The sequence below is a fragment of the Sphaerospermopsis sp. FACHB-1094 genome, assembly GCF_014696195.1.
GTDB lineage: Bacteria > Cyanobacteriota > Cyanobacteriia > Cyanobacteriales > Nostocaceae > Sphaerospermopsis > Sphaerospermopsis kisseleviana.
In genome coordinates, this window is sequence record NZ_JACJPT010000105.1 from 1 (window position 1) to 18,137 (window position 18,137).

The following is an 18,137-nucleotide window of genomic DNA, read 5'->3' on the forward strand; positions in this document are numbered from 1 at the left end:
ACTTTTTCCGGTATACCCTTCAAAACCCTTGCACTAATTTCTGTGTTTATCAGCCTCTAACCTTTGATATATCAAGGTTTTAGGTTTATTCAGCAAACCCTAAATAGAAAGAGTTGAAAAATTATATCATGTCCGGTGTAACACTTACGATATCTGTTGGGGCAGGGAATAGGGAATAGGGAATAGGGAAAAGCAAATATGTCCAAAACTTTTATATTGAATCACCAATCATCAATTACCCATTACTAATTTTTTCTGCTAGTTGAGGGTTAAGTTGTAGTAGTATGTTGCTGTCGGCAATTGCTCCTTCATAGTCTCCTAAATGGTAACGTGCATTAGCCCGCAAGCCATAAACTATGGAGAGGATAGGGTTAATTTGCAATGCCAGATTATAATCTGCAATTGCTTTTTCATAGTTTCCTAAATTGCTATAAACTAAACCTCGTTGATAATAGGCTTGATCATCATCAGGATGGAGTTTTATTGCTTGACTAAACTCAGATATGGCTTGTTCATAGTCTTCCAGGTGAGACATTACTAAACCACGATTATAATAAGCTTCGGCAAAGTGGGAATTAATTTCTAATGCCTGATTATAATCTGTAATTGCACCTTGATAGTCTTGGAGAGCATACCGACTATTACCACGGTTATGATAAGCTGCTGCTAGGTTGGGATTTAACTTTATTGCTTGGTTATAATCAGCAATTGCTTCTTTGTAATTACCAAGAACATGCAGAATATTACCACGATTACTGTAAGCGGCAACAAAATCAGGAGAGTATTGTAAAGCCTGGTTGATATCTGCAATGGCAGCTTGATCATCTCCGTTTCTAAAACGAGCTAAACCTTGGTTATGAAATGCTTTAGCTATATCAAAATTGATGTTTTGAATAATATTTTGAATATTTTGAGGAATATTTTGCGGTAAGGGGAAAGAATTTTGGATGATGTTTAGGACTTGTTGATAATCTGCGATCGCTTGTTCAAATGTCTCTAGTTGTAAATAGGCATGACCACGGTTATGATAAGCTTCAGCTAAATTGGGATTTAACTGTAATGCGTGATTAAACAATGCGATCGCACCTTCATAATCACCCTGTAAATTCTTCTTTACTCCCTGTTTAATCAACTCTTCAGCATTCATGTAATTTTTCTATCTTTAACTTTCTCTAAAAATACAAGTGTCAGGATTCAGGATACAGAATACAGGATACAGAATAAATGAGAGTTTTCGAGTTATTCTTGAGAGGTTGTTTGACAATTTTATGAAAAGGCTATTTTCCTGTAAGGGCGAAGCATTCGGGCGATAAATTATCAATTTTATGAAAAGGTTATTTTCCGAATGCTTCGCCCCTACGACTCCTGACTCCTTACATATAAATTACATTACTTCCTGTACCATAAACTGAGAATTTAAAGAATAATCTCTAATTTCCGTATTCACACCATGTATATTCACACCATGTATATTCACACCATGTATATTCACACCATGTATATTCACACCATGTAAATGATGCAACCTCAACTCATCACGTTGCTGCCAAACTGCAAAGATTTTATCTCTCCCATCATTAAGAGTTGCTATATCAATTTTATAAAGTTTATAAACTTTATAAACTTTATAAACTTTATAAACCCCTTTATCAACATTATTTACCTGTTGCAACTTCAAACCCAATAAACTTAAAAGTCGATTAAGTATCGTAATTCCTGAAACAGATTTTTTTTCTTTCACTACATCAATACCCAAAGCTCGTTTAATATGTTTACTACTGTGAATAGCAACATTTTTTAACCAAATAATATCACTATCATTTTCACTAAATACTCTTCCTGATTCCAGGAATTGTAACATACCTAATGCTCGCAGTGCTTCAACTTTGAGAGTATAAGTCTTGATATCAGGTAAGAAAACCTTACCCTCACCCCAAGATAATTGTTTTTGCCACTCTTCCTGATCTCTACCATGAAAATATTCACTTTCATGAGTGAGATAATAATGAATTAACAACTGTCCATAATATCCTTTATCATCCTGCAATTTTAACCAAGGAGTTACTTCCACACCATACCTATCTCTGAGAATATATTTATTAATTTGATTACGTTCTTCGTCACTGAGAGAATGTCTAGCTAATAACTGTTCATATTCAACATAATCAATTTCCTTAGCATTAGCCACAGCATTGGCAGCTATTAATTGATTTTCTTGTTTAATTTCCTTAATTTTACGTTTAATATCTTTAGCTTTTTGACGACTTTGCGCCCAATCTTTTTGGACTTTAAAAATTTCCATGATTAATCTTTTACGAGTTTCTACATCCCTGGCATCAGTAGCAAAAAAAGCCAAACGTAAATCCCGCAGAATATTATTTTGTACAGCATTACTCCGCATAATAATTTTATGTCCGTCAGCTATTAATCCATCTTGTAAAGATTGACGATAAAGACGAATAGAAGCATTTACCCTAGCAGATAATTTTGCCCAAGTTCTTAAATGAATTGGATCATAAACTGCTGGTAAATCTACATCTATTTTATGTAAAGGACTGAGTAAAGCGAGATTTTCTTTTTGGTTTTCTTGATACCAATGAGATAGTAATTGATAATTGGTGCTACCACTACCAATTAAACCGATACCGCGTTTAGCACACCAGACAACACGGGGAACATCATCACGGACTCTTGCTAATGCTTGACGTGCTTCCGCGTCAGGAATTACCCCTTGAAAAATACCATAAACTCGGTCAAAATGTTGGACATCAATACTAATTCCTGTTCCCAAACTAGGAGTAACAAAAACCGTATCATAATCAGTAATTTTTTGATTAATAGCAGCTATGAAATCAGATGCTGCATGGCCAGGAGTATTAGTCGTTTGACTGCTAACCACCAAAGTATCAGGAAATTGCTTTCTCAACTTCTGCAAACGTTCTTTAAGATAACCTTCAATGGTTTCACAACTATAACGCCCCGTGCGACTATCCGTAGTTACATAACATTTACGTCCGGCAATTAAATCTAATTCTAATTGATGAATTAATGGAGTTGGGTTAGGTGAATCATAAAAAGTTACATCCCAACCTTTTTGGGGTTTCCATTTATTGACAACTACCCAAGGAGTAATTTTAGTTCCTGCTAAACCTTGTAAATATTCTAGAGAAACATCTGATAAATCAGCATCTTGGGCAATTATTAAACCTCCACTTTTTATAACTGTAGCAATTAATTGTTGGAAGACTCCAAGAATTTTCACCCGTTTATTTTTGCAAGTATTACTATTTAGTAAATGCCATAAAGATTGCTCAACTTCGTCTAATATTACTATAGCCCCTTGCCAATCTTGAGGATGCAATTTCCAAAGAGAATCAACGCATAAACCAAAAGATTTGGTAATTGGTAGTTGGGGATGTTCTTCTATACTCCAAGCTTCATGGTTAATTCCCCATTTAATGCCTATTTTTTCACATAAAAATTTTCCTAAAAGAATGCGATGAGTAATTAATAAAACTGGTTGATTACGACTTTTGGCTTGATTAACAATAGCTTCCAGTCCAGTAGTTTTTCCAGTTCCTTTAGCGGATTTTACTCCTACTAAACCACAAGAGGGAAAAGGTATTTCTCCTAAATAAGCCAGGTTAACATTCAGTGCAGAAGAAATTGTTAACTCGGTGTGAGGTTTAGTTTGAGCTAGATAAATTTCTAAATTTACACTTTGACGATAAACTTTATCAAAATTAGCTGCACCTTTAGCAGCAATAAATTCATCAACGCCTTTTTCCTTTCCTGGGAGTTCCACAACTTTCACCGGAGAATTTTGTTGTTGAAATAAACAACCAAGTTGGGAAATAGCATTATTGACAGCGGCGATTTTATTTGTTTGAGTTTCAAAATCAAAACATATATAAAAATTGCGTTTTTTGGTGGCGAAAATTGCTAAGTCAGGTATGAGTTGACGACGGGTAACTTGACCTAAGTTATCTTTAACAACGCGATAACCGCTAGTAATACCAGGAATAGCAATAGCAACATAGCCTTGTGTTAATAAAGCTGCGGCTTTTTTCGCACCTTCACAAATAATTATGGAGATATTACATTCCATCACCCATTGCCAAAAACCTTCCGCTTCACCATCATCAGCAATGGTGATATTTGGAGGCATATCCATATTGTAACGCTGGGCAACTTGCTGCCAAATTTTCAATGTCACCCGCAAACAAAATACCCGTGTTGGTGTGCTGGGAGGATGTTCATATTTAATAGACTTGCCTTTTTTGTTTTGTCGGGGTTGGGATGGTTTAAAACATCCCCATTCCATCTTATGCCAATTATTCAGTGGATCTCTTCCAGAACACCACCAACCACCTGCTGTAATATGGCTGTAATGCTGCAACCACGAACTTTTTACCATGCCAGTATTGGTGCGTGGTATTTGTTCCGATATAAGTAGGTACTGATAGGCGATCGTACCTTGGAGCGATATAAAATTTAGACGGGTTAAGTGTAAATCAATACAGCTATTTTGGACTAATTCTTCAAGGTGCTGGGGGTGTAAATAATCTAACATGGGCAGAGGCACTAAAAGAAGAGGTGGGGTAAGGAAATAAAACCTTAACACGCATCTGCTGATTTTTGATAAAAAATCTGTGCCATTTTGGCAAAAGTTTTATACTTTGTTGATGGCAATACTTCGGTGATTACAGAAATAGCTGATTTTGCTTGTGAGATGGTAGAAATAATATTTTTGTATTGTGATATTTGTGCATGATTAATTTTTATTTATCAGTAAATTTTGGGTTTAAATAGTAAACATATACTGTTCAGATACCGGAATTGGTTAAATATATAGAGTATTTAGGAGTTGGCTGGGTAGTGAAGCATTTAATAAAGTTGAGAATAGGGAATTTTTATGTTGATTATTTTTGCACGATTAATTGTAATTGGCGCGTGTATTTTTCGGAAATATGGATTTCTAAATTTGGAAATTAAGTTTGCAGAAATTGAGCATGACTTCAAGGGTTAGTTCTCGATATTGTATTAACAAGCAAGCGGTTGAGGGGCTTACAAAAAAGCAATCAACTTCTAGCTTAAAGCAAATCCAATCAATCAAGATCAAGGAGTATTTAACCATGCAAGTAATCAACAATAACGAATTATTCACCCAAGTTGCTGCTGAAGAATCTTCTGTTGTTAGTGGTGGCGATGCAGAATTGGCACAGAATTTATTAACAGCTGCCTTGATAGGTACTGCTGGTCTAACCAGGGCAGAATTGATTGTAGTATTCGGAGGAGCATTGATTCCACAAAATTAAGGTGAACAATGCGCCCTCTATCTTAACCAAGCTTAACTTGATAATGGTTGGTTAACTGTTGAGCTAGATGGGCGCATTCAAGAAAGTTGACTAAATTATAATCGTGGGGATTAAATTTAGCAACTTTAAATTTCACTGGCTACTTCAATTTATATGAGCAAGCGGTTGAGGGGCTTACAAAAAAGCAATCAACTTCTAGCTTAAAGCAAATCCAATCAATCAAGATCAAGGAGTATTTAACCATGCAAGTAATCAACAATAACGAATTATTCACCCAAATTGCTGCTGAAGAATCTTCTGTTGTTAGTGGTGGCGATGCAGAATTGGCACAGAATTTATTAACAGCTGCCTTGATAGGTACTGCTGGTCTAACCAGGGCAGAATTGATTGTAGTATTCGGAGGAGCATTGATTTAATAAAATTAAGGTGAACAATGCGCCCTCTATCTTAACCAAGCTTAACTTGATAATGCTTGCTTAACTGTTGAGCTAGATGGGCGCATTCAAGCCACTGAAGTAAATCCTACTCGGTGGCATTAAATTCGGAAACCCTACCCTTCAGGTATAGTATTGACCAAATACAGGGTGTAACCGTTCAATTCAGATTAAGGATGATTTATCTATGCAATTAATCGAAAATAACGTGCTGTTCACCCAAATTGATGCAGAAGAATCTGTTGCTGCTAATGGCGGCACTCTTTCCGATTTACTGGATAAAATACAAGAATCTTTACCAGATTTACCACCAGATGTAATACGACAGTTCTTCGAACCTGGTTCTTGATAAAGTTTGCAGAATAAGGGTTTTGGGTATTGGTTTTCAAACCAAATTTACAAGCCTGAAACCCTGAAAATGAAAGAAATGGTACAAATAATAATATGATGAAAATAATCGAAAATAACCCATTATTTACTCAACTTTCTCCTGAAGAAGCTGCTAATGTTAGTGGCGGAAACGCTTTAATTGGGGCTTACACCATGATTGCATTTTTTATAGCTAATGGTGGTGCTTTCCTAACACGCGAACAAGCAATTATAGTAATGGCTGTTACATTGATGCAGGTAGAATCCAGTTTTGCTTTCTCATCAAACCTTTCTGACACTCATCTTTCTCACAATATCGCTCCTAACCTTTCTCCTACTTTTGAGAGTCCGTGATATTCGCTGTTCCTAAGTAAAGTAATAAATACAGCATTTCTGTTGCTTATTGCTGCATTTTCAGTACCTGGAGTCAAAAATAAAAGCTTGGTTAATAGTCATGTAAATCTTACCCAGGGATTCTTGATATAATTTCCAAATTTGCAATAAGGATTAATATAATTTAATTATGAGCTTATTTGATAGATACATCAGAGATAAGTAATTGAGTTTAACTGGGTCAAATACTGGGGCATATTAATTATGTTCCAGTATTTTTTGCTAATTAACCTTAACTCAGATCAAGTTAAATAAATTATGCAATGACTTTTCATAAAAAGGAAATTAATTTCACAGAAAGTAACAATGTTTTATTTTTTAACTAAATTTAACCTATAAATTACCCATTAAATAAATATAAATAATAGCTTGACAGTGATAGAAAATCCCAGCGATATAAACATTGAAAATTTATGAAATACACTCACGTTTCCCAACATAGTCAAGAAGATTGTGGTGCAGCTTGCTTGGCAGCGATCGCCAAATATTATGGCAAGAGTTTTACTCTCAGTCGCATCAGAGAAGCCGTAGGTACAGGACAATTTGGTACAACTTTATTAGGACTACAACGGGGAGCAAAAACACTAGGTTTTAATGCTTCACCAGTCAAAACTTCTCCCGAACTTTTAAACAGATTAAATGAAGCACCCTTACCTGCAATTGTTCATTGGCAAGGTAATCATTGGGTAGTATTCTATGGTAAAAAAGGCAGACAATTTATCATATCTGATCCAGCAGTAGGTGTCCGCTATCTATCTGAAAAAGATTTAGTAGAGGGTTGGACAGATTGGTTAATGCTGTTATTAGAACCCGATCCAGAAGAATTTTTCAAAGCAGAAGATGATCAAATTGGTGGTTTTTGGCGTTTCTTCAAGCGCGTGTGGAATTTTCGCGCTATTTTAGCTCAAGCTTTACCTCTCAACTTGCTTTTAGGATTATTATCTTTAGCGTCTCCTTTCCTATTACAAATTCTCACCGATGATGTTTTAGTGCGTGGAGATACTAAACTACTGACTACTATGGCGATCGCTGTAGTAGTAATGAACCTAATTTCTAGTAGTCTTTCTTGGGTTCAGTCTAACTTAATTGCTCACTTTGCTCAACGTCTACAATTAGGATTAGTCCTAGAATTTGGCAGACAAATATTACGCTTACCACTTGCTTATTATGAAGCTCGTCGTAGTGGAGAAATCGTTAGTCGTCTCCAAGATATTAACCAAATAAATCAATTAGTTACTCAAGTTGTCGTCAGTTTACCCAGCAGATTTTTTATCGCCTTAATTTCCTTTGGTTTCATGGCTTTTTATAGCTGGAAACTAACTTTAGTAGCTATCTGTATTGCTGCTTTAATGACCATAGCTCCATTAATATTCCAGCCTACATTACAACAAAAGACCCGTGAACTATTAGTTAAAGATGCCGAAGTACAAGGTGTTTTAGTAGAAAGTTTTAAAGGTGCATTAACTCTCAAAACTACCGCCGCTGGTTCCCAATTTTCCGAAGAATTTCAATCTCGATTTAGTAAGCTTGCCACCTTGACATTACGCACAATGCAAATTGGCATTATTAATAATACATTTTCTACCTTTATTTCTGCAATTGGCGGTATAGTTTTGCTCTGGTTTGGCGGTAATTTAGTCATTAACCCAGATGAAAACCTAAGTATTGGGCAGCTATTAGCCTTTAATTCAATGAATGGTAATTTTCTAGGTCTAATAGCTACTGTCATCAGTTTTGTTGAAGAATTTACCCGTGCAAAAACAGCCGTTCAAAGATTGACAGAAGTTATTGATGCTACTCCAGAAAATGAAAATGACGACAGAAAACCATTTGCAAATATTCCTGGTGATGCTGACATAATTTGTACAAATATCAACTTTCATTATGCAGGTAGAATTGACCTTTTAGAAGATTTTTCCTTAACCATTCCCGGTGGTAAAGTTGTGGCTTTAATTGGTAAATCTGGATGTGGTAAAAGTACCCTTGCTAAACTACTTGCTGGTTTATATCCTCTCCAGTCAGGCAATATCCGCATTGGACTTTATAACCTCCAAGACCTTTCTTTAGACAGTCTCCGTCAACAGGTGGTACTTGTTCCCCAAGATGCTCATTTTTGGAGTCGTTCTATTGTGGAAAACTTCCGTTTAGGAGCGCCCTACGTGACATTTGAGCAAATTGTCAGAGCTTGTCAAATTGCCGGTGCTGATGAATTTATCAGTAAATTACCAGAAAAATATCAAACTATTTTAGGTGAATTTGGCGCAAATATTTCCGGTGGCCAACGTCAAAGATTAGCCATAGCTAGAGCTATTGTCACAAGTCCACCAATTTTAATTTTAGATGAATCTACAGGTGGACTTGATCCTGTCAGTGAAGGGCAAGTTTTAGATCAATTATTTGCACATCGCCAGGGTAAAACAACAATTTTAATTAGTCATCGTCCCAAGGTAATTAATCGTGCTGATTGGGTTGTTTTACTAGATCAGGGAAGATTAAAAATACATGGTTCTTTGCAGGATTTAAAGGTAAAAACAGGCGAACATTTAGATTTTTTAATTCCCTAATTCAACATAATCCCTAATTCAACATAATTCCTAATTCAACATAATTAAATTATCAGGTACTTATGCTCTACACTCATAATCAAAAATTGATCTCTTCAGGAGAAAATGATGAGCTTCTTCCTCCTATTAGTCGTTGGACTTCTTTAGCAGGAATATTTCTAATTAGCACTGTTGCTAGTGGGATTGCTCTCTCTTCATGGATTAAATATAATGTTACAGTCAAAACAGTTGGTACTGTGCGTCCTACGGGTGAAGTTCGTCTAGTACAACCACAAATGGAAGGAACGGTTAAAACCATTTTAGTCAAAGAAAATCAACCTGTGAAAATAGGAGATGTAATTGCTAATTTGGATAATGAACAATTAATAATTAAAAAAAGTCAACTGCAAGGTAATATTCAACAAGGTGGTTTACAACTAATTCAAATAGATGCACAAATTCAGAATTTAGATAATCAGATGTCCGCAGAAAAAAAAGTGATCGAAACTGTTATTGCTACTGCAAAAGTAGATTTAGCCCGCAACCAACGGGAATATCAAGAACGAAAAGTTAATACTAACAGTGATTTTCTAGCTTCAGAGGCAAGTTTGCAAAAGGCTAAAACCGATTTACAAAAAGCTCAAGCTGATTTAGAATTTGCGAAATTAGACCGCGATCGCTATGAGCAATTATCAAAAATTGGCGCAATTGGGAGACGAGAATTTGAACAAAAACAATTAGTTGTGCAACAAACACAATTAAGACTACAAGCTGAACAAAAGTCATTTGAAATAGCTAAAATCAAACTCCAATCAGCTAAAGCAGCAGTAAATCCAACTCCCGCAACAGTGATGATGGCACAAGAACGTATTGCCCAAGAAACTGCTAAAGGTGAAGCTAATATTGCTAGTTTAAATAAAGAGAAACAAGCATTACTTGAGCGTCGCGTGCAATTACAAGCCCAAATTAATCAATCACAAAAAGAACTGGAACAACTGGAAAATCAGATTCGCAAAAGCAGTATTTTTGCCACTAGCAATGGTATTATCCTCAAGCTAAATTTACGTAACCCAGGTCAAGTAGTGCGTGCTAGTGAATCTATTGCAGAAATTGTTCCTAATTATGCTGCATTAGTCATTAAAGCTATGATTCCTAAAAATGAAATTAAAAAAGTTACCGTTGGTCAAAAAGTCCAATTGCGTGTAGATGCTTGTCCATATCCTGATTATGGCACACTTAACGGTGTGGTCAACAACATTTCCCCAGATGTCATTACAACCCAAAATAAAAATCAAGGTATAGCCTCATCTAATAATTTGAGTTTTTTTGAAGCAACAATTCAACCAGAAACTCTTGAATTTGGTAATACTATTCGCCAATGTCATATCCAAGCAGGAATGGAAGTAAAAGCTGACATTATTTCCAGAGAAGAAACAGCATTACAATTTATGTTGAGAAAAGCAAGACTAATTACTGACTTATAAATAGTTACAATTAAGACAAGACTAAAAAACAACGACTAAAAAACTATCTGACAGAGGATGAATTGTAATATTTCCAGGACTTACCAAAAAGGGAACGAAAGTAGGGGTAATTCATGAATTACCCCTACGCAAGAATAAGGTTTTCAGTCACATCTTGCGTAAGTCCTAATTTCATCCAAATTTCTCATACCAATTCACTAAAATTAGGCAACAGATTACAACCAAAAACCCTACATATAATCTGCATTTCTGAATTTTCAATTATGAATTGGTATCAATATCTATTACTGATATTACTAACACTCAAGGCATAACAATTGTCAAGTTTATGACCTATGAACAAAGCATTCAAGAAGCATTACAGTGGTGGTCTTATAGACAATCCATAAAACTGTTTGGGGAAGCAGAAAAAATTCGGGACAGTTTGTTACAAGAAACTTTCGCCATTCGTCGCAGTTTAGATGTATTAAAAATAGATCATCCAAATTTATTAATTCAGAATTGCTATGAACACACCAAAAAAATTGATAATTTTCATCACTCTTTAGTTCAGTTGAGCGATCGCCTGTGTCCAGTGTATATTCAAGAGAGTTTACCACTCTCAATCCAATGCTTGTTAGAACCTTGGGTCTTATCTAATACTCATATCTATTTCCATATTGATATGCCAGCATATTGGCAACGTGAGTCTCTAGAAGGTAGTCTCATAATTCTACGAGCTTTAGAAGAATTATTAAGAATAACTTTGCGAGAAAATTTCACACCTATTGCAATTTATATCAGTTTACAACTCAAAGAAAATACCAAAAAATTAACTGTCAGAATCACCTATTCTGATCTATCTAACCTAACGTCTTACTCCTATCTACCGGAATTAAATTATCTCAGTGATAGCCTAGAATTTTTAATGTCTGGGCAATGCTTTTACAATAGTAGCAATCATAGGATAGCTTGGTATTTTTGTTGGTAGGTTTTATTTGTTTTTACCTTGCAGGGGCGAAGCCTTCGGGTGATAACCTATCGCTGAAACCAATTCATATTCTATTAGAATGCTTCGCCCTCGGTGTTCTAGCAAATATTTTCACCAAAATAATTATATTAATTCAGTAAAATTCTCCGGGGTAAGGGTGACATCCCTCATAGCAACTAAACCAACATAAATACAATTTAGGAAAAGCTAATTATTATTCAGTATTGAAGATGGAACAAATTTTATCAGCAAATAAATTGCTGAAAATTTTGGTAATTGATGATCATGAATCAGTTTTAAGTGGAACAATTGACATTCTCAAAAAAAACTATCCTAGTGCTGAATTTATAACCGCAATTAATGTCAATAATACTCTTGAACAACTTACCAGTTTTCAGCCTGATTTGATAGTTATGGATCTTTCAATTCCCGAAGAAAAAGGACTGACTGCGCGACCTGACAACGGTATTCAACTATTGAAAATTTTGATGCAAAAATATCCTCACTTAAATATTGTTGTCCAAAGCGCCCATGCAAGGACATTGGTACGTATTCGTTTGGATATTGATAGTCACAAAGGAGGTTTTACTATTGCTGATAAAAGCATTTCAACCCAAGAAATGTTAACAAGAGTAGATTGGGCATTACAAGGATTAACTCATACAAAAGATATCAAAGGAATTTACTCAGGATTAGAAGTAAAACCCGAATGGTTAAAAGTCCTAAATTTGGCTTTTCAAGAAGGATTACAAGATAAAGCAATTGCTGAAGAAATGTGTGTATCTGAACGCATGGTGCGTCATTATTGGAGTAAGTTACAAGATGCTTTAAACGTTTACCCAGAGGAAGGTAAAAATATCCGCATTCAAACAGAAAATAAAGCGAGATCAGAAGGGTTGATTGATTAATGATTACTGATTAATGATTACTGATAGCTGAATACTAACAAATAACCATTTCAATTCTGTCAATTTTCAATTGTCAATTGTCAATTGTCAATTAATATTGAAAGCTTATGCAGTCTAAATTTTGGATGAAAATGAAATCAGGATGGCAAAATATGTGGATGTTAAACACATATCCAGTCACAAATATTATAGTGATTAGTATTGTCATCTCTAACTTAGTCAGTGCCAGTTATGTACTATTAACTTGGGGTTGCTTAATTCCAAAATTTTCCGCAATTATAGTCTTAGCTTTAAATGCTATAGCTATCACAGGTATATATCACTATAGCCAAATCGTTAAATCGGGAATTAAAGCTAGAAAAGCGATGATTGAAGTTGCATTTGAAACCATCCATAACGGACCACTACAAACTCTCAATAGGGTTTTAAGATTGGTGAAGTTACAAGATTTATCAATTAAGAAAATCCTACCGGAGTTAGAAAAAGACCTAGAAAATTTAAACCAAGAATTAAGGGGAATTTATGAATTTTGGCAACAGGAAAGCCTCACACATCAAAAAACAAACCTTTACTTAGGAAACAGTATAATTATCAATCTACAAGAACCCCTGCACGAAATTCTCTATCAAGTTTATAGTCACACCTTAGAACGAGATTTTCCTTGCTTTAGAACCATCAAATTAAAAATTCGTAATTTTGAACCTATAGACGAACACAGTTTAACTATTGAAGACAAACGAGGAATTTGCCGATTTTTAGAAGAAGCTTTGTGTAATGTGGGTAAATATGCTACAGGAGCAACCTGTCTCAAAGTTAATTGTTCTTTTTCTATGGGTTGGCACACACTAAGTGTTGTAGATGATGGTTTAGGCGTTAACTCATCTGTTAACTCATTTAAGAGGGAAGGTCAGGGAACAAAACAGTTTAAAAATTTAGCCCGACAAATTAAAGGTAAATTTCAACGCCTTCCCATGTATCCTCAAGGAACTATTTGTGAGTTATCTTGGCCTGGTTATCTTGTGAGTTATTATAAATAAATCCTCAGTTTGAGTTAGAGGAAGGCTAGAAAACGCTGTGCAGATAACATTTTTAGGAACAAGTTCCGGTGTACCTACAAGATCACGTAATGTTTCCAGTGTGGCACTGAGATTACCACAACGGGCAGAACTATGGTTGTTTGACTGTGGTGAAGGTACACAGCATCAAATTTTGCGGAGTGATCTGAAAATTAGCCAACTCTCCCGAATTTTTATCACCCATCTCCACGGAGATCATATTTTTGGCTTGATGGGACTTTTAGCCAGTTGTGGTTTAGCTGGAAATGTAGACAGAATTGATATCTACGGTCCTGCTGGGTTAAATGAATATCTGCAAAGCGCCTCACGTTACTCACACACCCATTTTTCTTACCCCATCAAAGTACATACTGTTCAACCAGGGGTAATTTACGAAGATGATGAATTTATTGTTAGCTGTGGTTTGTTACATCACCGCATTACAGCTTTTGGTTATCGTGTAGAGGAAAAAGACAGAACCGGACGCTTTGATGTGGACAAAGCCAAAGCTTTACAAATTCCTTCTGGTCCTATTTATGGAAAACTCAAACGCGGTGAAACTGTAACCCTGCAAGATGGAAGAGTAATTAATGGTAGTGAATTATGTGGACCTACGGAAATTGGCCGCAAATTTGCCTATTGTACAGATACTGTTTATTGTGATGGTGCTGTCAAATTAGCCCAAGATGCAGATGTATTAATTCATGAAGCTACCTTTGCCCATCAAGATGCAGATATGGCTTTTCAAAGATTACATTCTACCAGCACAATGGCAGCACAAACAGCTTATTTGTCCGGGGTGAATCAATTAATTATGACTCATTTTAGTCCTCGTTATACTCCCGGTAATACCATTGAGTTAAAAGATTTGTTGAAGGAAGCCCGTGCGATTTTTCCTAATACTATCATGGCGCATGATTTTATGATTTATGACATACCTAGAAGGCGAGAAGTTGTGAAAAATTAGGTAAGTATTCAGCTATCAGTAATCAGTAATCAGTAATCAGTAATCAGCTTTTACCTAGAGTTAAATAGGGTTTGCTGAATAAACCTAAAACCTTGATATATCAAAGGTTAGAGGCTGATAAACACAGAAATTAGTGCAAGGGTTTTGAAGGGTATACCGGAAAAAGTGTGCATTTCTTGGGATTTCAAGAGATGGCAAAGAAATTTTCAAATCTCCTCCTGACTCCTGACTCCTGACTCCTATGCCCTCACGGAAAGACTTTCTCAGCAACCCCTAAATAGCTTTGTCATAATGGTAAACTTTCTGGGAAATGACATACTTAAAATCAATGCAAACTCCACAAATAACCCCTTTGAATAAAAACTATCATTTTCACTATTCCTTTAATAAAAACTCTCTTAAACCAGTAATTCTGTTTTTACACGGGTTTATGGGAAATATTTATGAATTTGATGAAGCAATTCAACTATTAGGTGATGATTTTTCTTATCTTACCCTGGATTTGCCAGGACATGGTAAAACAAAAGTTTTATGCGGTGATGAATGTTATAAAATAGAAAATACCGCCCAAGCTATCATCAACTTATTAGATGAATTAAAAATAGCACAATGTTTTTTAGTTGGTTATTCAATGGGAGGAAGATTAGGATTATATCTCACTTTACATTTTCCAGAAAGATTTATCAAAGTTGTATTAGAATCTGCTTCTCCTGGTTTACCAACAGATGCAGAAAGATTATCCAGGATTAAAGGTGATTATCAAATTACCCGAAAATTAATTAGGATGATTGATAAATCGGAATTTCAGGTTTTTTTACACAATTGGTATAATCAGCCAATTTTTGGTAATATCAAAAATCATCCAGTATATCAAAAGATGATAGAAAGTAGGTTAGAAAATAATCCTTTAGCACTTGCCAAATCTTTGCAATTTATGGGTAATGGATACCAACCTTCTTTGTGGGACAAACTAGAAGCAAATCAAATTCCTTTACTTTTATTAGTAGGTGAATATGATGAAAAATTTGTCCATATTAATACAGCAATGTATTACAGAAATTCATTAGTAACTCAACTGCAAGTCATTCCCAAAGCTGGACATAATATTCACTTAGAAAATACACGGGATTTTGTGGATCATCTGGGAAAATTTTTGTTAGAAAACTAAACTACAATTTAAATACAATTTTAATACAATTTTAAAATCTAACATCATCTAATTTGTTGTGAATCTGGCAAAGAATTTGATGATGGTGGCGCTGGTAATGCTTGAGGATTATTCACTGTTGGTTTATTAGCCAGTGCTAATTCTTCTTGTAAAACCTTTTGATAAACTTGAGGCAAAAAACGAGTATTAGAATTAGTTTCTATCCCATATCCTAAACTTGTCCACGTGGGAGAAAGTCGCCGTAAAACATCATTTAATTTGCCATTACGTAACTGTTGAGAAATATCAATTCCCCAAACTTTAGAATCATTCAACCAACGATAAACTACTACATCTTGATATTCAGCGTCAAAACTATAACTATGCCAAAATCTCAACCCTGGGGGATGAGGATGATAACGGGGTGCAATGTCATACCAAGTAGTATTAATAATTTGATATCTACCCGCAGCAGTAGAACAATTTCCTTTATTTGGACCATTGACAATGGTTACGCATATCTGTGGATGACGACTCAAATCATTCACCTGTTTACCACCATATAACACAGAATAAGGACGTGGAGTGTTAGACTCACTAAAAGAAATCGTCCGCATCAAAGCACGGATGTAAGGATCTCCGTCTTTCATCACCAAAGGCGGATTTTTTCGCTCAAATATGGGATCTATTTTTGATTGCAAATCACCAAAAATGTACCATTGAAAAAGATACACAAAAGCCAGAAGTGATGCAATCGGACCAATTAATTTTTCTACACCTTTGAATTTAATAGTCATTTTTTATCAGTTATTCGTCATTCATTGGGCATTGGGCATTGCTAATAAACATCTTCTGTCACCTGTCACCTGTCACCTGTCACCTGTCACCTGTCACCTGATTTCTTGAAATAATTCCTGGAAGCTTTTAGGGGTAACTTCAGGTTTAGCGACAATCTCGACAATTTTATTACGTGCAGCATTTTCGAACAAAGACTCGACACAAACCTGAGCCACTTTTTGCCGGGGGATGCTACCATCAAATAAAGTATCAGCGCCTTGCATAACTATCCCATCGGTGTTATCTTCGTTTTTCAGCCCTCCAGGTCTGACAATTGTATAAGTGAGTCCACTTTTCTGTATGTATTCCTCAGCTTGTTTTTTCCAGGCTAAAATTAACCAAAACAAGTTTAGCGGATGAAAAAACTGGGAAACACACAAAGAAGAAACCAGGATAAAATGCTCAATTTGCTGGGATTTAGCCGCATTCACTAAGTTTTTCGTACCTTGAAAATCTACTTGATAGGGTCCTGTAGGATCAAAACTGGGTCTTGCACCAGTAGCGCACAGGACTACCGTACTATCACCTATGGCAGCAGTTAGGGTTTCTGGTGATAACACATCCCCCACAACTAACTCAACTTCAGGAGATAGGATAGCTTTAGCTTTTTGGTGATCCCGTACCAAAGCACGAACGGGAATATTTCTGGCTACTAACTCTTGTACAATGCGGCGACCGGTTTCACCTGTTGCACCTGCTACAAATACTTTCATGATTTACGCTATCCTGAGAAACTAATATGTGCTGTTTTCGTTCTTAATTGTAGTGATTCTATGGAGGTGATAACAGACTTTTTGATGTTTTGATGAAATTTGTATTTTTGTGTGAACAAACTCTCCCTGATTGGGAATCAATGGTATAGACAAACTTTTTAAGTATACAGAAAACGCATTTATGGTAGCAAACAACTGGGAATTTCAAACCTTGGAAATAACTGAATCAGTTTTACCAGTGGGTTCAAGCGTAACCTCAGATGAAACACCAGCCAAAGACACTCATGCAGGTCCTAGTAAATTCCATAGCCGTCATCAAGACTGCATGGAAATGTATGCTTCTCAAGAACAGGTTGCTGAATATCTCAATTCCCATTCTTCATGGTTTGTGCGTTGCGCTGAACCTATGAGGGTTGAACCTTTGGGTAAAAATGGTTATGCTTTGGTCATTGGGCGCTTTGGTGCTTTTGGTTATGAGGTAGAACCAAAAATAGGTTTGGAATTGTTAGCACCACAGGAACGTAAATACCACATCCGTACAATTCCTATCCCTAACTACCAAGCCCCTGGTTATGATGTAGACTATAATGCGTCTTTGGAATTAGTAGCAAGTTTGCCGGGGATGACTAGGGTAGAATGGCAGTTAGAGTTGATTGTTGATCTGCATTTTCCCAGATTTATTCACCGTTTACCCCATGCTTTGATTCAGTCTACAGGCGATCGCCTACTGCATCAAATTGTCCGTCAAGTCTCTCGTCGTTTAACTCATAAAGTTCAAGAAGATTTTCATAACTCTCTCAATATTCCTTTTCATCCCAAGAAAAAGTTTTTTGGCCATTAGTCATGGGGCATTGGGCATTGGGCATGGGGCATTGGGCATTGGGCATTGGGCATTGGGCATTGGGCATTGGGCATTGGGCATTGGTTTATTCATCTTCCCCTGCCTCCCCTGCCTCCCTGCCTCCCCTGCCTCCCCTGCCTCCCCTGCCTCCCCTGCCT

At 36.0% G+C, this 18,137-nt stretch carries 16 protein-coding genes; 12 read left to right on the forward strand and 4 right to left on the reverse strand.

The window, feature by feature from the left end; all coding sequences use genetic code 11:
* Positions 1–235: 235 nt before the first annotated feature.
* Positions 236–1,147, reverse strand: coding sequence for a tetratricopeptide repeat protein (locus tag H6F47_RS22140; RefSeq protein ID WP_190651037.1), 912 nt, complete (start codon positions 1,145–1,147; stop codon positions 236–238).
* Between the two features lie 237 nt (positions 1,148–1,384).
* On the reverse strand, positions 1,385–4,573 hold the full coding sequence (locus H6F47_RS22145; protein ID WP_190651039.1) for a plasmid replication protein, CyRepA1 family: 3,189 nt from the start codon (positions 4,571–4,573) through the stop codon (positions 1,385–1,387).
* A gap of 562 nt (positions 4,574–5,135) precedes the next feature.
* Here H6F47_RS22145 and H6F47_RS22150 point away from each other — a divergent pair.
* The 11 genes from H6F47_RS22150 to menH all read left to right on the forward strand — a co-directional run bounded on the left by H6F47_RS22150 (position 5,136) and on the right by menH (position 15,609).
* Positions 5,136–5,318 carry a hypothetical protein gene (locus H6F47_RS22150; protein WP_190651042.1) on the forward strand — a complete coding sequence of 61 codons (183 nt, stop codon included), beginning with the start codon at positions 5,136–5,138 and terminating at the stop codon, positions 5,316–5,318.
* Between the two features lie 242 nt (positions 5,319–5,560).
* Positions 5,561–5,734 (forward strand): hypothetical protein, encoded by a 174-nt coding sequence (locus tag H6F47_RS22155; protein ID WP_190651045.1) that lies wholly within the window; start codon positions 5,561–5,563, stop codon positions 5,732–5,734.
* A 205-nt stretch (positions 5,735–5,939) separates the two neighbouring features.
* Positions 5,940–6,101, forward strand: coding sequence for a hypothetical protein (locus H6F47_RS22160; RefSeq protein ID WP_190651048.1), 162 nt, complete (start codon positions 5,940–5,942; stop codon positions 6,099–6,101).
* A gap of 95 nt (positions 6,102–6,196) precedes the next feature.
* A complete protein-coding gene (locus tag H6F47_RS22165; protein ID WP_190651052.1) occupies positions 6,197–6,475 on the forward strand; it encodes a hypothetical protein in 279 nt (92 codons plus the stop codon).
* A 452-nt stretch (positions 6,476–6,927) separates the two neighbouring features.
* Entirely contained in the window at positions 6,928–9,078 is a 2,151-nt protein-coding gene (locus tag H6F47_RS22170; RefSeq protein WP_190651055.1) for a peptidase domain-containing ABC transporter, read from the forward strand.
* A 62-nt stretch (positions 9,079–9,140) separates the two neighbouring features.
* The gene (locus H6F47_RS22175; protein ID WP_190347103.1) at positions 9,141–10,541 is read left to right on the forward strand and encodes an HlyD family efflux transporter periplasmic adaptor subunit; all 1,401 of its coding nucleotides are present in this window, start codon (positions 9,141–9,143) and stop codon (positions 10,539–10,541) included.
* A 328-nt stretch (positions 10,542–10,869) separates the two neighbouring features.
* Positions 10,870–11,511, forward strand: a complete 642-nt coding sequence (locus tag H6F47_RS22180) for a hypothetical protein (protein ID WP_190651058.1) — start codon at positions 10,870–10,872, stop codon at positions 11,509–11,511.
* A gap of 230 nt (positions 11,512–11,741) precedes the next feature.
* A complete protein-coding gene (locus tag H6F47_RS22185) occupies positions 11,742–12,419 on the forward strand; it encodes a response regulator transcription factor (RefSeq protein WP_137668022.1) in 678 nt (225 codons plus the stop codon).
* 107 nt (positions 12,420–12,526) lie between these two features.
* Positions 12,527–13,456, forward strand: coding sequence for a sensor histidine kinase (locus tag H6F47_RS22190; protein WP_137668021.1), 930 nt, complete (start codon positions 12,527–12,529; stop codon positions 13,454–13,456).
* A gap of 37 nt (positions 13,457–13,493) precedes the next feature.
* A complete protein-coding gene (locus H6F47_RS22195) occupies positions 13,494–14,441 on the forward strand; it encodes a ribonuclease Z (protein ID WP_137668020.1) in 948 nt (315 codons plus the stop codon).
* A gap of 310 nt (positions 14,442–14,751) precedes the next feature.
* Positions 14,752–15,609, forward strand: a complete 858-nt coding sequence (gene menH / locus H6F47_RS22200; protein ID WP_242027475.1) for a 2-succinyl-6-hydroxy-2,4-cyclohexadiene-1-carboxylate synthase — start codon at positions 14,752–14,754, stop codon at positions 15,607–15,609.
* Between the two features lie 44 nt (positions 15,610–15,653).
* Here menH and H6F47_RS22205 read toward each other — a convergent pair whose 3' ends face one another.
* Both H6F47_RS22205 and H6F47_RS22210 read right to left on the reverse strand, forming a co-directional pair.
* Positions 15,654–16,385 carry a glycoside hydrolase family protein gene (locus tag H6F47_RS22205; protein WP_096572629.1) on the reverse strand — a complete coding sequence of 244 codons (732 nt, stop codon included), beginning with the start codon at positions 16,383–16,385 and terminating at the stop codon, positions 15,654–15,656.
* A 93-nt stretch (positions 16,386–16,478) separates the two neighbouring features.
* Positions 16,479–17,138: an SDR family oxidoreductase gene (locus H6F47_RS22210; protein ID WP_137668018.1), complete on the reverse strand. Its 660-nt coding sequence runs from the start codon at positions 17,136–17,138 to the stop codon at positions 16,479–16,481.
* A 181-nt stretch (positions 17,139–17,319) separates the two neighbouring features.
* On the opposite strand from H6F47_RS22210, the gene H6F47_RS22215 reads away from it, so the two are divergent.
* Positions 17,320–17,979, forward strand: coding sequence for a DUF1997 domain-containing protein (locus H6F47_RS22215; RefSeq protein ID WP_137668017.1), 660 nt, complete (start codon positions 17,320–17,322; stop codon positions 17,977–17,979).
* Positions 17,980–18,137 lie beyond the last annotated feature (158 nt).

Coding starts and splice junctions, on each gene's coding strand:
- H6F47_RS22140 (WP_190651037.1), bottom strand. CDS start 1,147: ATGAATGCTGAAGAGTTGATTAAACAGGGAGTAAAGAAGAATTTACAG.
- H6F47_RS22145 (WP_190651039.1), bottom strand. CDS start 4,573: ATGTTAGATTATTTACACCCCCAGCACCTTGAAGAATTAGTCCAAAAT.
- H6F47_RS22150 (WP_190651042.1), top strand. CDS start 5,136: ATGCAAGTAATCAACAATAACGAATTATTCACCCAAGTTGCTGCTGAA.
- H6F47_RS22155 (WP_190651045.1), top strand. CDS start 5,561: ATGCAAGTAATCAACAATAACGAATTATTCACCCAAATTGCTGCTGAA.
- H6F47_RS22160 (WP_190651048.1), top strand. CDS start 5,940: ATGCAATTAATCGAAAATAACGTGCTGTTCACCCAAATTGATGCAGAA.
- H6F47_RS22165 (WP_190651052.1), top strand. CDS start 6,197: ATGATGAAAATAATCGAAAATAACCCATTATTTACTCAACTTTCTCCT.
- H6F47_RS22170 (WP_190651055.1), top strand. CDS start 6,928: ATGAAATACACTCACGTTTCCCAACATAGTCAAGAAGATTGTGGTGCA.
- H6F47_RS22175 (WP_190347103.1), top strand. CDS start 9,141: ATGCTCTACACTCATAATCAAAAATTGATCTCTTCAGGAGAAAATGAT.
- H6F47_RS22180 (WP_190651058.1), top strand. CDS start 10,870: ATGACCTATGAACAAAGCATTCAAGAAGCATTACAGTGGTGGTCTTAT.
- H6F47_RS22185 (WP_137668022.1), top strand. CDS start 11,742: ATGGAACAAATTTTATCAGCAAATAAATTGCTGAAAATTTTGGTAATT.
- H6F47_RS22190 (WP_137668021.1), top strand. CDS start 12,527: ATGCAGTCTAAATTTTGGATGAAAATGAAATCAGGATGGCAAAATATG.
- menH (WP_242027475.1), top strand. CDS start 14,752: ATGACATACTTAAAATCAATGCAAACTCCACAAATAACCCCTTTGAAT.
- H6F47_RS22205 (WP_096572629.1), bottom strand. CDS start 16,385: ATGACTATTAAATTCAAAGGTGTAGAAAAATTAATTGGTCCGATTGCA.
- H6F47_RS22210 (WP_137668018.1), bottom strand. CDS start 17,138: ATGAAAGTATTTGTAGCAGGTGCAACAGGTGAAACCGGTCGCCGCATT.
- H6F47_RS22215 (WP_137668017.1), top strand. CDS start 17,320: ATGGTAGCAAACAACTGGGAATTTCAAACCTTGGAAATAACTGAATCA.